14 protein-coding genes are annotated in these 14,264 nt (G+C 72.5%); 6 read left to right on the top strand and 8 right to left on the bottom strand.

What is annotated here, in order from left to right:
- Nucleotides 1-73: 73 nt before the first annotated feature.
- On the top strand, nucleotides 74-1,030 hold the full coding sequence (locus tag AB0412_RS03800; protein WP_366400844.1) for a DMT family transporter: 957 nt from the start codon (nucleotides 74-76) through the stop codon (nucleotides 1,028-1,030).
- A 264-nt stretch (nucleotides 1,031-1,294) separates the two neighbouring features.
- Here AB0412_RS03800 and AB0412_RS03795 read toward each other — a convergent pair whose 3' ends face one another.
- Nucleotides 1,295-2,632 carry an aminotransferase class I/II-fold pyridoxal phosphate-dependent enzyme gene (locus tag AB0412_RS03795; protein WP_366400843.1) on the bottom strand — a complete coding sequence of 446 codons (1,338 nt, stop codon included), beginning with the start codon at nucleotides 2,630-2,632 and terminating at the stop codon, nucleotides 1,295-1,297.
- A 35-nt stretch (nucleotides 2,633-2,667) separates the two neighbouring features.
- Here AB0412_RS03795 and AB0412_RS03790 point away from each other — a divergent pair, with 35 nt between their 5' ends.
- Complete coding sequence (locus AB0412_RS03790; RefSeq protein WP_366400842.1) at nucleotides 2,668-3,351, top strand: pyridoxamine 5'-phosphate oxidase family protein; 684 nt, start codon at nucleotides 2,668-2,670, stop codon at nucleotides 3,349-3,351.
- A 55-nt stretch (nucleotides 3,352-3,406) separates the two neighbouring features.
- Here AB0412_RS03790 and AB0412_RS03785 read toward each other — a convergent pair whose 3' ends face one another.
- The 3 genes from AB0412_RS03785 to AB0412_RS03775 form a co-directional block, all read right to left on the bottom strand.
- The gene (locus AB0412_RS03785; RefSeq protein WP_366400841.1) at nucleotides 3,407-4,369 is read right to left on the bottom strand and encodes an EamA family transporter; all 963 of its coding nucleotides are present in this window, start codon (nucleotides 4,367-4,369) and stop codon (nucleotides 3,407-3,409) included.
- Between the two features lie 252 nt (nucleotides 4,370-4,621).
- A complete protein-coding gene (locus AB0412_RS03780; protein ID WP_366400840.1) occupies nucleotides 4,622-5,626 on the bottom strand; it encodes an EamA family transporter in 1,005 nt (334 codons plus the stop codon).
- 93 nt (nucleotides 5,627-5,719) lie between these two features.
- Nucleotides 5,720-6,337, bottom strand: a complete 618-nt coding sequence (locus AB0412_RS03775; protein ID WP_366400839.1) for a Clp protease N-terminal domain-containing protein — start codon at nucleotides 6,335-6,337, stop codon at nucleotides 5,720-5,722.
- A 199-nt stretch (nucleotides 6,338-6,536) separates the two neighbouring features.
- Here AB0412_RS03775 and AB0412_RS03770 point away from each other — a divergent pair, with 199 nt between their 5' ends.
- A complete protein-coding gene (locus tag AB0412_RS03770) occupies nucleotides 6,537-6,725 on the top strand; it encodes a hypothetical protein (protein WP_366400838.1) in 189 nt (62 codons plus the stop codon).
- Between the two features lie 110 nt (nucleotides 6,726-6,835).
- Here AB0412_RS03770 and AB0412_RS03765 read toward each other — a convergent pair whose 3' ends face one another.
- Nucleotides 6,836-7,474 carry a PadR family transcriptional regulator gene (locus AB0412_RS03765; RefSeq protein ID WP_366400837.1) on the bottom strand — a complete coding sequence of 213 codons (639 nt, stop codon included), beginning with the start codon at nucleotides 7,472-7,474 and terminating at the stop codon, nucleotides 6,836-6,838.
- Between the two features lie 173 nt (nucleotides 7,475-7,647).
- Here AB0412_RS03765 and AB0412_RS03760 point away from each other — a divergent pair, with 173 nt between their 5' ends.
- Nucleotides 7,648-8,457 carry a PhzF family phenazine biosynthesis protein gene (locus tag AB0412_RS03760; RefSeq protein ID WP_366400836.1) on the top strand — a complete coding sequence of 270 codons (810 nt, stop codon included), beginning with the start codon at nucleotides 7,648-7,650 and terminating at the stop codon, nucleotides 8,455-8,457.
- Nucleotides 8,458-8,490: 33 nt separating this feature from the next.
- Here the strand turns inward: AB0412_RS03760 and AB0412_RS03755 are convergent, their stop codons facing one another.
- Together AB0412_RS03755 and AB0412_RS03750 are read right to left on the bottom strand one after the other, a co-directional pair.
- The gene (locus tag AB0412_RS03755) at nucleotides 8,491-9,294 is read right to left on the bottom strand and encodes a type II CAAX endopeptidase family protein (RefSeq protein ID WP_366400835.1); all 804 of its coding nucleotides are present in this window, start codon (nucleotides 9,292-9,294) and stop codon (nucleotides 8,491-8,493) included.
- A 511-nt stretch (nucleotides 9,295-9,805) separates the two neighbouring features.
- Nucleotides 9,806-11,323 carry a glutamate--cysteine ligase gene (locus tag AB0412_RS03750; RefSeq protein WP_366400834.1) on the bottom strand — a complete coding sequence of 506 codons (1,518 nt, stop codon included), beginning with the start codon at nucleotides 11,321-11,323 and terminating at the stop codon, nucleotides 9,806-9,808.
- 563 nt (nucleotides 11,324-11,886) lie between these two features.
- Here AB0412_RS03750 and AB0412_RS03745 point away from each other — a divergent pair.
- A complete protein-coding gene (locus AB0412_RS03745) occupies nucleotides 11,887-12,471 on the top strand; it encodes a hypothetical protein (RefSeq protein WP_366400833.1) in 585 nt (194 codons plus the stop codon).
- A gap of 325 nt (nucleotides 12,472-12,796) precedes the next feature.
- Nucleotides 12,797-13,003: a DUF5999 family protein gene (locus AB0412_RS03740; protein ID WP_167996991.1), complete on the top strand. Its 207-nt coding sequence runs from the start codon at nucleotides 12,797-12,799 to the stop codon at nucleotides 13,001-13,003.
- A gap of 126 nt (nucleotides 13,004-13,129) precedes the next feature.
- On the opposite strand, the gene AB0412_RS03735 is transcribed toward AB0412_RS03740, so the two are convergent.
- Entirely contained in the window at nucleotides 13,130-14,215 is a 1,086-nt protein-coding gene (locus AB0412_RS03735) for an endo-1,4-beta-xylanase (protein ID WP_366400832.1), read from the bottom strand.
- Between the last annotated feature and the right edge of the window lie 49 nt (nucleotides 14,216-14,264).

Genomic DNA, 14,264 nt, shown 5'->3' with positions numbered 1-14,264 from the left:
TAAGCAATGCTACGAGATACCGGGTGCGAAATCTCGATTGTGCTACGAGATCCTGTCCAGCATCGTGGGGTCCATGAGCAGCGTCACCTCGTCCACCGCCCCCGCCTCGCGCCCGGTCACGCCACCCGCGTCGCCGCCCTCGTCCCGGCCCCGCCCGGACTGGCGCCTGCGCTTCGGCGCGTTGTCCCTGATCTGGGGCTTCAGCTTCCTCCTCATCAAGGTCGGCACCCACGGCTACGCGCCCTTCCAGGTCACGCTCGGCCGGCTGGCGTTCGGCACGGCGGTGCTCGCGGTGGCGATGGCGGTGCGCCGGGAGCGGCTGCCGCGGGGCTTGCGCACCTGGGGCCATCTCGCGGTGGCCGGCTTCCTGCTCAACGCCCTGCCGTTCTCGCTGTTCGCCTTCGCCGAGCTGACGATCCCCTCCACGCTGGCGGGCATCTGCAACGCGACCTCGCCGCTGTGGGGCATGGCGCTGTCCCTGGTGGCCCTGTCCGAGGACCGCCCGACCCGGCTGCGGGTGGCGGGACTCGGCCTGGGCTTCCTCGGCGTGCTGACGGTGCTGGGTGCCTGGCAGGGGTTCCACGGCCTGGACGCCCGCGGCACCGCGATGGCCCTGCTCGCCTCGCTGAGCTACCCCGTGGGCTGGATCTACGTCCGCCGCACCCTGGCGGGCAGCAGCCACTCCAACCTGTCCCTCACCGGCGGCCAGCTTCTGCTCGCCACCGTCCAACTGGCCGTCGTCACCCCCCTGTTCACCAGCGTGCCGAGCGAGTTCGCGATCGTCCCGCTGCTGGCGATCGCGGCCCTCGGCACGCTCGGCACCGGGCTCGCCGTCCTCATCCAGTACGGCCTGGTCGCCGAGGTCGGCCCCACCACCGGCCAGATGGTCACGTACTTCGTCCCGGTCATCGCCGCCGCGGCGGGCATCGCGATCCTCGGCGAGACCCTGACCTGGTCGACGCCGGTGGGCGCGGTCATCGTCCTGGCGGGCGCGGCCCTCACCCAGGTGAAGCCGAAACGGGTGCCCTAGAGGGCCCGAAACGGGCGTCCCAGGGGGTGCCGGATACGGGCGTCCTGAGGGTGCCGGATACGGGCGTCCTGAGGGTGCCGGATACGGGCGTCCCAGGGGGCGCCGGACACGGGCGTCCTGAGGGCGCCCGAAACGGGCGTCCCAGGGCGTGCCGGACACGGGTGTCCCAGGGGGTGCCGAACACGGGAGTCCCAGGGGGTGCCCGCAGCGGCCCGGTCGCCCTTCGGGCGGACGACGCGACCTCGCGGCACCCCTGGCCGCCGTTCAGACGTACGTCCTCTGCGCCTCCCCGGCCCCTCCGAGGGCACCCGCGATCGCCTCGGCCAAGGGCTCGATGTCGTCCTCGGTCAGGGTCGAGACGGTGACGCGGATACCCGGCGGCGCGCTCATCCGGAAGCGGGCGCCGGGGGCCACCGCCCAGCCGGCGTGCAGGAGGCGGGCGACGGCACCGGTCTCGTCCGTGACCGGCACCCAGACGTTCATGCCGCTGCGGCCGTGTGCCGTGATCCCGCGCCGGGCCAGAGCCGCCATCAGCGCCTCCCGGCGCCGGGTGTACGCGTTCGCCACCGCCCGCGGGTCCACCGTGCCGTGGGCCCACAGCCGCACCAGGGCCCGCTGGACGATCAGGCTGACCCAGCCGGGCCCCAGCCGCTGCCGGCCGCGCACTCGGTCGAGCGTGACCGCGTCGCCGGTGAGCACCGCGAGCCGCAGATCGGGGCCGTACGCCTTGGCGGCCGAGCGCACGAACGCCCAGCTGTGAGTGGTGCCGGCGAGCGGGTGCAGCGGGAGTCCGGCGATGTGGTGCCCGTGATCGTCCTCGATCAGCAGCGTCTCCGGGTGCTCCGCGAGCACGGACCGCAAGGCACCCGCGCGTGCGGCGCTCAGGGCGGCGCCGGTCGGGTTCTGCGCCCGGTCGGTGACGATCAGCGCCCGCGCCCCGCCCGCCAGGGCCCGCCGTACGTCGTCGGCGAGCGGCCCCTCGTCGTCGACGCCGACGGGGACGACGCGCAGTCCCAGCGCCGGGACCAGGTCGAGCACACTCCGCCACCCCGGGTCCTCCACGGCGACCGTGTCGCCCGGCCTGAGCTGCGCCGTGAGGACCCGTTCGAGGGCGTCGAGCGCGCCGGAGGTGACGGCGACGGGGCCGTCCGGAACGCCGTCGGCGTCCAGCTCCGCTCGCGCGAGACGGGCCAGCTCGGGTTCCACGGGCGCGTGCCCGTACAGCACCGGCTCCCGGTCGCCCTGTGCCGCCGCGGCGGCGAACGCCTCGGCCAGCGGGGGCAGCAGGACCGGGTCCGGGTTGCCGTCGGAGACGTCCCGCACGCCCGCGGGGACCTCCACCCGGATGAATTCGCGCCCCGTGGTCGCCGGTCTGGGCCGCACCCTGCTGCCGCGCCGGCCCGCGGTCTCGATCACCCCGCGCTCGCGCAGCGTGCGGTACGCGGCGGCGACCGTGTTGGGGTTCACCCCGAGGTGCTGCGCCAACTCCCGCAGGGGCGGCAGCGGTTCGCCCGGCCCCAGCGCGCCTTCGCGCACCGCGCGCTCGATGCTCGCGGAAATCTCCGCTGCACGCCGGCCCTCGATCCGATAGTCTCCTAGCACAAAGTCGATTATGCACTAGTGCAATGGAGAACGCCATGCCGGGGACCCAGCCGCCGCAGCAGACCGCCACCACCTACCCGCCCACCGAGCGCACGGTCCCCACCCGCTCCCCCGACCGCGCCGCCTACGACAAGGAACTGGTGCACGCGATACTCGACGAGGGCTACGTCTGCCACCTCGGGTTCGTCCGCGACGGCGCGCCGGTGGTGCTGCCCACCCTCTACGGCCGGGTCGGAGAGCGTCTCTATGTGCACGGGTCGACGGGCTCGCGCCCCCTGCGCGCGGCGGGCCAGGCCGATCCGGGCCTCCCGGTCTGCCTGACCGTGACCCATGTCGACGGCCTGGTGCTGGCCCGCTCGGCCTTCCACCACTCGATCAACTACCGCTCCGTGGTGGTGCACGGCCTCGCCCACGACGTCACCGACCCCGAGGAGAAGCGTCAGGCCCTGGACGCCCTGGTGGACCACGTGGTGCCGGGCCGCGCAGCCGACTCCCGCCCCGCCAACAAGAAGGAGCTCGCCGCCACCGCGGTGATCCGCCTCGACCTGAACGAGGTGTCCGCCAAGCTCCGCACCGGCGGCGTCAACGACGAGCCGGAGGACCTCGCCCTCCCCCACTGGGCCGGCGTCCTCCCCCTGCGCAAGGGGTACGGCACCCCGGTCGCCGACCCGGACCTGGCGCCCGGCACCGAACTCCCGGAGTACCTCGCGGCCCTGTGACGCACGCACACCTGAGCGGGGCCCTCGCGCCGCGCGGCGCGAGGGCCCCGCTCCGTCACACCGGAACCGCGTCGGCCGCCTCCCCGCCGTGACGGCCGCGCGCACCGCGCGCCTCCGCCGCCGCCAGCCCCGCGACCGAGCCGAGCATCAGCAGGGTCCCGAGCAGGGTCGCCGCGGTGAGCCGCTCGCCGAGCAGCGTGACCGCGAGCACCGCCGCGCTCACCGGCTCCAGCAGCATGATCACGGAGACGGTGGCGGACCGCACGACGGCCGCACCGGCGAAGTAGAGGCCGTAGGCGAGAGCCGTCGGGACCGTCGCGATGTACGCGATCAGACACAGCAGGACGGCCGGCTCGCCGGTGTGCGGCACCAGCCCCTCGATGGCCGCGAACGGCAGCAGCAGCGCGCTGGTGGCGGCGAAGGCCCCGACGGTCGTACCGGAGGCGTCCGTTCGGCCGTCCCGGCCCCACCACCGGGTGAGCAGCGTCATCGCCGAGTACCCGGCCGCGGACAGCAGGGCGAGCAGGACACCCCAGGCGTCCACGGTCGTGTCCGAGCCGCCGAGCACGAGGACGACGAGTCCGAGGAGTGCGCCCGCCACGGCGGCCGACCCGCCACGCCCCAGCCGCTCCGCGAGGAGCACCCGCGCGCCGAGCGCGATGAGGACGGGTCCGGCGCCGAGGGTGACGACGGTGGCCACGGCGAGGCCCGTGGCGGAGACGGCCGCGAAGTAGGCGGTCTGGAACACCGCGAGCCCCGCTCCGGTGGCCCCGGCGCGCAGCGCCCTGCGCCCGAGCGGCTCGGGTACGGCGGTCCGGGCGCGCGGCAGCAGCAGCCGGGCGGCGAGCAGCAGCACCAGCCCGGCCGCACAGCGCCAGAAGGAGAGGGAGACGGGCCCCATGTCACCGGCCTGGTAGACCAGCGATGCGGCAGCGCCCGCGGTGCCCCAGGCGGCACCGGCGACGATCAGATAGAGCAGGCCACGCCCGACGGGCAGGGCAGGGGAAGTGTTCGACACAGGTTCTCTCCGCAGAAGCGCGCACACGCGTGGTCGGCGTGGGCGCGGAAGTTCGGAAAGGACGCCGGACCGGAAGCGGATGCGAGCGTCAGGTCCTCGGACCTGACGGGGCACCGGCTCGGCGGCGTCCGTGGACTTCGTCTGCGGGCGGCACCGTCACGCCCGGCGGCACGCCGGGCGTGTGGACGGAAGGGCCCGCCTCAGGCGGCCGGAGGCGGAAGAACGAGTGCGCGCGCATGCATGATCGTCACCTTATGCGGCCCTTCCGGGAGCCGACAACTCCCTTTCGGGCCCGCCGCTCGCCACCGGCTGCTCGGAGCTCTTGGCCGGGGCGGAGGACTGGGCGATGAAGGCGCCCGTCAGCACCACCACACCCCCGATGATCTGCGGCGCCGACAGGTGTTCGCCCAGCAGGACCCAGGCCAGCACGGTGGCGATGACCGCTTCGAGGCAGGCCACGACGCCGGCGACCTGCGGTGAGAGCCGGCGCACCGAGAGGACGCCGGTGACGTACGCGACGACGGTGGCGAGGAGGACGATCCAGGCGAGCAGCGCGAACGCGGCGACGGGGGTGCCGTTCATGTCCGCGCTGCCGGCGAGCACCGACCAGTCCATGGACCAGGGGCGGGCGACGACGGTGAGCACGGCGGCGCCGACCAGCAGTCCGTAGGCGATCACGCCGAGCGGGTCGGGTGCGTCGTCGCCGGCGTCGCTGCCCTGGTCGGAGAGGACGAAGTAGCCGACCTGGCAGCAGGCGGCGCCGAGCGCGAGCAGCAGTCCGAGGGCGTCGAAGCCGAGCCCGGACCAGACCTCCACGACGCACGCGAGTCCGCCCACCGCCAGGACCACACCGACGGCGGCGGCCCGGGTCACCGGCCGGCGCTGCACGAACCGCACCCAGCCGAGCACGAGCGCCGGCGCCAGATACTCGACCAGCAGCGCGACGCCCACGGGGATGCGGGAGATGGCGGCGAAGTAGCAGGCTTGCACACCGGCGACGGCGAGCAGCCCGAACCCCGCGAGCAGTCCGGGACGGCGGCGCAGCAGCCCCCGGTGGCGCACGGCCAGCGGCAGCATGACGAGGGCGGCGCCGGCCACCCTGAGCCACACGACGTGGAGCGGGTCGAGGCCCGCCTCGATCAGCGGCTTGGCCGCGACACCGGATCCCCCGAAGGCCACCGCGGACAACAGGGCGAGGCCGAGACCGACGCCCTTGCCGCGGTTGCTCCGGGTGCTGACAGACGTATGCACCGGCACATGATGACAGGCACCGACAGGAGCGTCACCCCCTATGGCACCTGTCTCACCGACTGGACGGCGCGGAGGCGTCGCACGGGCGCGTCTGCACGCTCACCAGGACGCCGGATCACCGCGCCCGACCGCGCACTCCCCGCTCCGGTCACCGGCCGGGCCGTCCGCCCCGGCGTCGAGGTCGCGCCGACCGGTGCGTGCCTCGATGCGGGCGAACAGTTCGTGCGGGTCGATCCCGGCACGCCGGAGCACCTCGACCGCGCGTGCCTGCGGGTCCACGACGATCGCCGCGAGCAGGTCCACGCCCCGTGCGGGGGTGTCGTCGCGGCGTGCGGCGCGCTCACGGGCGTACTCCATGCACCCGGCGGCCAGGGGCGAGAAGCCCGCGGCCTCCGTCACCACGGGAACGGACCCGGAGTCCTCCACCGCGCTCTGCCAGCGCAGGCCGTAACCAATGCTGCGCTGGACCAGATACCCGAGCAGCCGGGCGGTCTGCGGGCCGTCACCGACGACGGCGCTCACCTCGGCGTCGCTCTCCAGGAGCGAGTGCAGCAGATGGGCGGTGTCGATCTGCCGGTCCCCGTCCCTGAGGGCCCGGCGACGGGCACCGGCGACCACCGCTGCCAGCTCCGCGCTGAGCCTGGCATCGTTGTCCGCACTCTGGGTGCCCTGCTGGTGCGGCTCTCGGTCCGACTGCCGGGGAATACGGTGTTGCACATCCTCCACCCCATCAGTCCCGTCGGCACGGGTCATCCCCGGCGGGGAGCATCTTCGCGTCCCACGGGAAGTGGACACGGCCGGCCGGCATCTCCTCCTTGCGGATGACATCAGGCCGTTCCACGCCGAGGGGCGCGCGCCGACTTGACCCACGCCCCCGAGGGCAACCGAAGGGGCGTGCCGTTGGTCCAACACGGGCATGGAGAGCAGGTGCTGGCTGGTGGCCCTGCCTGCGGTGGACGGCAGGCAGTACGTCTACCGTGTCCACGCCCCCGAGGACGCGCTGCTCGCCGACCTGTTCTGGGAGGCGTGGCACTGCCACGACGAGGGCCCCCATCCGCGCGCGTGGGACGTCTTCGACGCGGCTGTCATACGCCGGGTCGGCTGACCCGCACACACCACGGCGCCCCGCGGACCGCTCCGCGGGGCGCCGTGCAAGTGCGCCGAGCAGGTCCGCCGACGACTGTCGGCCCCCTGCCGGCTTATGCCGTTCCCCTGTCAGTCCTCGTCGGCGAGGATCAGATACAGCTTCTTGCGGGCCTCGTTGATGACGGCGAGAGCCTTGTCGCGCTGCTCCTTGCTGCCGGTCTTCCAGACCTGACCGAAGGCCTCCATCAGCCCGAACCCGGCCTGACGGATCTCACTCAGCGCCTCCCAGTCGACCCCGCGCGAGGCCTCCTCCCAGGGCGCCTCGGGGCCCTCCTCAGCCGCCGAACGGCCGGCTTCGGTGAGCGAGAACAGCTTCTTGCCGCCGCCGCCCTCCGTCTCACTGGTGATCAGTCCCTCGTCCTCCAGCAACTGGAGGGTGGGGTACACCGAGCCGGGGCTGGGCTTCCACGCCCCGCCGCTGCGCTCCGCGATCTCCTGGATCATCTCGTAGCCGTGCATGGGCCGCTCCTTCAGCAGGGCGAGGATCGAGGCCCGTACGTCACCGCGCCGTGCCCTTCCCCTCGGTCCGCCGCGCCCTCGACCACCCCAGGGGCCGTGCCCGAAACCCGGACCGAAGCCGGGACCGCCACCACCGGGACCCCCCGGTCCGAAGGGCCCGAACGCCGCACGCAGCCGCTCGAAGTCCCCGCCCCGGCCCCCGCGAGGCCCGCCATGACCGCGTCCGTGCTCATCACCGTGGGTACGCATCGCAACCACTCTCCATTCCATCGTTGATCTGTCGCGATGCGTCAACGATATATCGGAACAGTACGCGTGACAAGTCTCGGCCCGCTGTGATCCCGAGCGCTGCACCGGTGACCGGTCCAGCGCTCGTGGATTGGCCTTGGCCCGGTGTTGCGGGCGGCCCCTACCGTCGGGGCATGCGGATTCGAATCGTCGATGCCTTCACCGACCGGCCCTTCGCCGGCAACCCCGCCGGAGTTCTGCTTCTGGACGCCTTCCCGGACGACGCGTGGCTGCAGAAGGTGGCCCTGGAGGTCAACCACGCCGAGACCGCCTTCGCCCACCCGCTCCCCGCGGGCGGCGAGGCCGACTGGGCGCTGCGCTGGTTCACCCCCGCCACCGAGGTCGCGATGTGCGGCCACGCGACCCTCGCCACCGCACACGTCCTGCGGTCCACCGGCGCCCACGAGGGGCCGGTACGGTTCGCCACCCGCAGCGGCGTCCTGATCGCCACGCCCGCCGAGGACGGCTCGATCACCCTGGACTTCCCGACCGCACCGCTCACCGCCGTCGGCATCCCCGAGGGTGTCGCCGAGGCCCTGGGCGCCGAGCCGCTCGCCGCCTTCGACACCGGCCCGCAGGTCGGAGACCTGCTCGTCGAACTCGCCGACGAGAAGACCGTCCACGCCCTGCGCCCCGACACCAGGGCCCTCGGCGTCCACTCCGAGCGGGGCATCATCGCCACGGCCCTCGCGGCGGACCCCGCCAACGGCTACGACTACGTCTCGCGCTGCTTCTTCCCCAACGTCGGCATCGACGAGGACCCGGTCACCGGCAGCGCCCACACCGCGCTGGCTCCGTACTGGTCCGGGCGCCTCGGCCGCACCGACCTCACCGGGCTCCAGGCCTCGGCCCGCTCCGGCCGCGTCCGCACCCGGCTGCGCGGGGAGCGGACCCTGCTGAGCGGCCGGGCGGTGACGGTCATCGAGGGCGACCTGCTGGTCTGACCCCTGACGGGGCCGCCCGAGAACGCCCCTGGTTCACGCCGTCGGCAGCCAGTCGACCTTCCCGGCCAGCAGCGCGTAGCCCACGAACGCCCCGATGTCGAGCAGCGTGTGCGCGACCACCAGCGGCCCGACCCGGCCCCAGCGGCGGTACAGGTGGACGAACACCACGCCCATCACCATGTTGCCGATGAACCCGCCGATGCCCTGGTAGAGGTGGTACGAGCCGCGCAGCACCGAACTGGCTGCCAGCGCGGCACCCGGCGACCAGCCCAGCTGCCCGAGCCGGCGCAGCAGATACCCGACGACGATGACCTCCTCGACGATCGCGTTCTGCAGCGCCGAGAGGATCAGCACCGGGTACTTCCACCACACGTCCGGCAGCGCCTCCGGCACCACGGTGAGGTTGAAGCCGAGGCCCCGTGCGGCGAGGTAGAAGGCGATGCCGGTGCTGCCGATCACGGCCGCGATCGCCGCTCCGCGGCCCAGGTCGGACCAGGGCCGGCCGCGGTCGAAGCCGAGGGTGCGCAGGCCCGCGCCCTCGCGCAGCAGGAAGTGGGCAACCAGGGCGACCGGCACGAGCGCGGTGGTGATCCCGAAGAGCTGCCAGGCCAGGTCGAGCCACGGCCGGCCGGGCGCGGCCGAGGCGTTGAGCGTGGCCGCCTGGTCCTTCAGACCGCCGGGTCTCGTGACCGACCCGATAAAGCTGATCAGCGCGGACACTCCGCTCGCGCCGAGTGACAGCGCGAGCACGAGCAGCGTCTCGTGGCGGAGCGTCGTCCGCGAGAGCCCTGCCCGAGCATGAGAATCGGCCGCCCCCGGGCCCGCCTCCGCCTGCACACCTGCCTCCACTTCACCGACCGGTCCGATCAGTATGAAGGGCCGCGCTGCGCGCACGACGGCCACCAGGGCAGACCGCGCTCGGGCCCAGGCCGTGATCAACGCGGCAACGGCAGGCGACGGCTGGATGCGACCCCGGCTGCGCGCGCGACGACCGCCCGGGCCGGACCGTGACCGACGCGGGCACGGCCGACCACAGCCAGGTGACACCCGCACCGTGCGCGCAACACCCACCGGGGCCGACCGCTCGAGCCGGGCCGTTGCTCGACCCGGGAACGGACGGCCGCGGCCGGGTGACACCCGGGCGGGGTGCGCGACGGCCGCCGGGGCGGACCGTGATCGCCGCGCGAACGGCAGGCGACGGCTGGGGACCCCCCCCCCGGCTGACGGCGCGACGGCCGCAGGGGGGGCCGCTCGGCCCCGGCCGTGATCGACGCGGGAACGGACCGCCACGGCCGAGTGAGACCCGTGACCCGCCCGGCAGGGCTGTCGCCGCCACCGGGGAGCCGGCTCAGGCCGTGGGGACCGGTTCCGGGAGGCCCACCGGCCAGGTGTGGACCGGGTCGCCCTGCTCCATGAGGGCGCGGTAGCGGCGGGTGGTGGCGGCCAGCGCCGCGTCCCGGGCGAGGCCCTGCTCCAGGGCCCGGTGGAAGGTCGCCGCCTGCCAGCTCGCGCCATTCATGCGACGCCGGCACCGCTCCTCGATCACCCCGAGATACAGATCGCGGTCGGCGGGCTCAATCCCCCAGGCGTCCAGGCCGGCCTCGGCCAGCGGCAGCAGCTCGTCACGTACGAGCGCGACCGCGTCGACCTCGGCGGTGCCGCCGTACCGTCCGCGCCGGGGCCAGGTGAAGCGGGCGTCGATGCCGTGCTTGCAGGCGGCGTCGAAGTTGGCGGCGGCGGCCTCGAAGGGCAGCCGGGTCCACACGGGCCGGCTCTCCTCTGCGAGGGCACGGACGACGCCGTAGTAGAAGGCGGCGTTGGCGACGACGTCGGTGACGGTGGGCCCGGCGGGCAGCACACGGTTCTCCACACGCAGGTGGGGGACGCCGTCGGCGATGCCGTAGACCGGGCGGTTCCAGCGGTAGATCGTGCCGTTGTGCAGGACGAGCTCGGCGAGCGTCGGGGTGCCGCCCCCGTCCAGCACGTCGAGCGGGTCCTCGTCGTCGCAGATCGGCAGCAGGGCCGGGAAGTAGCGCAGGTTCTCCTCGAAGAGGTCGAACGCGGAGGTGATCCACCGCTCCCCGAACCAGGTGCGCGGCCGCACCCCCTGCGCCTGCAGCTCCGGCGGCCTGGTGTCGGTCGACTGCTGGAACAGCGGCGGCCGGGACTCGCGCCACAGCTCGCGGCCGAACAGGAAGGGCGAGTTGGCACCGACCGCGATCTGCGCGGCGGCCACCGCCTGCGCCGCGTTCCACACATCGGCGAACCGGGCCGGCGTGACCTGCAGATGCAGCTGTACGGAGGTGCAGGCGGCCTCGGGAGCGATGGACTTCGAGGTGCACCTCAGGTGTTCCACGCCGTCGATGTCGAGGCTGAAGTCCTCACCCCGGGCGGCGACGATCTGATCGTTGAGCAGGGTGTAGCGATCGACGTCGGAGAGGTTCGAGGACACCAGGTCGTCCCGGTCCAGCGTCGGCAGAATGCCGATCATCACGATTCCCGCGTCCACCTCACGGGCTTTCCGGTCGGCGTACGAGAGCGAGGTCCGCAGTTCCTCGGCGAGCCGGTCGAATACGCGTCCGTCCAACCGGTGTGGGGCGATGTTGACTTCCAGATTGAACATGGCGAGTTCTGTTTGGAAGTCGCGGCTGGCGATCCGCTCCAGGACTTGCGCATTCAACATTTTCGGCATGCCGTCGGCACCAGCCAGATTCAATTCGATCTCCAGCCCCATGAGATTCTTGGGGCGATCGAACCGCTTCTCCGCCAGGAGTCGCTCCAAGCCCGTCAGGCACCTGCGGAGCTTGTCGCGGTAGCGCTGGCGATCGGACAGGTCGAACTGACCTGCCACGACCTTCTCCCCCATCGAAGCGTCCCTCCTCGGATGGGCGGGCCGCAGAACGGCCGCCGGGTCCCGGTCCACAGGGGAGGATGCCCAGCCGATGCGATCGATAACGTCCCGGCGGGACGCGTCGACCGCTACCCTGGTCGATATTGACCAGCGGCACATTCACCGGGCATGGCGCCAAACGCACGTTACGGACCGGCGAACAACTCGTGAAAAACGCCGACGACAATTAGCCGACCGCTTAGCGGGCGTTTTCCGAGGTCACCGGCGTGCACCCTGTCTGGAATCGGGATGATTCTCGCGTTTCACCGACCAGAAGTACCCTTGCTCACCGGGCCGGAAACAGCTAGACGAAACATAGTCTGAACACGTGTCGTATAAACTTCGCGAACAAGGCAGAAGGTTGGCGCCCACGGTCGAGTGATCCAGCCGTCGAGGCGACGTGCGGCAGGCCTCACCCCCGCCTCGCGCGCTCAGACCCCCGGCCCCTGCCTCTCTGACCTTCGCGAGCTGACAGCGCCGTCCGCCCCGCCACGCCCCGCCCTCGCGCCACTGTGCCTTCGAATGAGAGGCGACCCACCATGCCGCTGCATGTCCCCCCGGCTCCCGCGCCCGCACTGCGTTCCGTCCTGACCGCGCTCTCCTCCCCCACCGCGGTCAGCGAGGCCCGAACTCCCTCCCTGCTCAGCGCCCAGGGACCTGTCTCGCCCGAGCTCCCCCTGCCCGTGCATGTGCTGGACCGGATCACCGCCGAGGGCGTGTCCGCGACCCGGCTGGCCGGCTGGCGCTTTCTGATCCGCAGCGGCGATCGCGCGGTGGCCGCCGCGGACGCGGTGCTCACGCCCGACGGCTGGACCTTCTCCCGGTTCTTCGAAGGCCCGTACATCGGCTCCACGGAGCTGGCCGTGCGCCAGGCGGAGGCGATGGCCCAGCCGTACCAGCCGCGGTTGCTGTCGGTACCCGGCCTGTACATGCTGACGCTCTGGCTGCACGGCGACCCGACCGCGGACGGTGCCACCGGACACCCGGCAGCCACCGATCTGCTGGTCCCGCTCGCTCCGGCGCCGCCGGGCATCGCCGCGCACCGTCCGCACCGGGTCGCCGAGCTCCTCCCGGTGCTGACCCTCAGGGTGACGCCCACCCGCCTGCTCGGCTCCCCGGCCTGACACCCCACGTACCCGGCTTCCCGGCCCGACACCGCACGCGGCGACGCTCTGTGCACGAACACCCCTCCCGGGCCGGACTAGCCCCATCCGGCCACGTCGAACCACCCGAAGTGACAGTGCAGTTGAGATGAACCGTCCGCGTGGGTGATGCGTCATGAACCAGTGAGGAGCGGTGCCGCGAAATCCCTGCGGAAAGCCGCCCGTGGGGCAACACTGGTTTCCGACCGACTTATCGCAACGGGGGGCGGCCATGAACGACGCTTCAAGCCGCAGAACTGACACGACAGCCGACCCACAGGTCTCAACAGAGCGAAAGAACCCACCCATGTGCCAGCACCAGCCACCGTGCCCTTCAGCAGACTCCGCCGACCGGGAATCCGCCCGCCTCGTGGCGCACCACCCGGAACAGGGATGGAGCCTGCTGTGCAACGGTGTCGTGCTCTTCGAGGACACCGGCGAGCTCCTGCCCGACGGCAGGATCATCGCACCGCAGCGTCCGCGGAGCACAGCCCAGGTGATGACCACCGCCTGAGCATCCCCGCCCGGGGACACGAGGGGCCGGACCGCAGCAGCACTGCGAACCGGCCCCGACGCGTGTCCGGCACGGATCACTCACCGTGATGCGGCGCACGGGCCCGAGTGACGGCACGCCACCCCGTCATCTCCCTCCCAGCGCCTCGCGGATCGCGTAGTACGCGGGCTTGCGGCGCAGCTCCTCGTCCCACGGCAGGGCCGCGCCCTCGCCCTCGAAGAACGCCGGGATCCAGGAATACTTGTCGGTGTAGTCCCAGATGGTCACCCCCACACACCGGCGCACCGCGAGGCACGCCTCGGTGACGTCCCGGTACCAGTCGGCCTGCGTGGCCAGCTTCGTCTCGTCGGCCGGGAGTTCCATCCGGATGTCGACCTCCGTGAGAGCCGTGTCCAGACCGAGCCGGGAGAAGCGGCGGAGGTTGTCCTCCAGGGTGTCCGGATAGCCGTACTGCAGCGCGAGATGCGCCTGCATGCCGATGCCGTGCAGCGGAACGCCCTGCGCGCGCAGCTCCTTGGCCAGCCGGTAGTAGGCGTCGCTCTTCGGGCCGATCGCCTCGATGTTGTAGTCGTTGAGAAAGAGCTTCACCCGTGGATCCGCCTCGTGCGCCCAGCGCAACGAGTCGGCGATGTAACCGGGCCCGAGCGTCTTGTAGAAGATCGTCTCCCGGTAGGTGCCGTCCTCGTTGAACGCCTCGTTGACGACGTCCCAGGCGAACACCTTGCCGCGGTAGTGCCGCACCTCGGCCTGGATGTGCTTCTTCAGCACGGCCCTGAGCTCGCCCGCCGTCCATTCCCGCCCGGTGAGCCAGTCGGGCAGCTGGCTGTGCCAGACGAGGGTGTGTCCCCGCACCTTCTGATGGTGCGCGCGGGCGAAGTCGACGATCTCGTCGCCCTTGGACCAGTCGAACACGCCCTGTTCGGGCTCGGTGGCGTACCACTTCATGCCGTTGCCGGGCGTGATCTGGTCGAACTCCCTGCCGAGGATCTCCGTGTAGGGGCGGTCGGTGAGCTCGGGGTTGTCGGTGGCGCTGCCGAAGTAGCGGCCGTGCCGCTGGGCGAGCTCCGCGAGCGTGGGCGGCTTGCCGTGCCGCTCCTCGCCGGCCTGGGCCGCCGGCCCGGTGACGACACCGGCGGCCACCAGAGCGGTGGCGAGCGCCCCGGCGAGTCTGAGCCGGTTCCGGGAGCGGATCGTGCTGCGCGTGCTGCGCATGGTGCGACTCCTCACGTGCGTGGGTGGGTGTGAGCCGTGCGTGTCGGTG

Origin of the sequence: Streptomyces sp. NPDC052012, from assembly GCF_040689265.1 — a bacterium.
In the GTDB taxonomy this organism is placed as follows: domain Bacteria; phylum Actinomycetota; class Actinomycetes; order Streptomycetales; family Streptomycetaceae; genus Streptomyces.
Note: the sequence above shows the minus strand (reverse complement) of the source record. Positions and strands in the feature narration are given on the sequence as shown.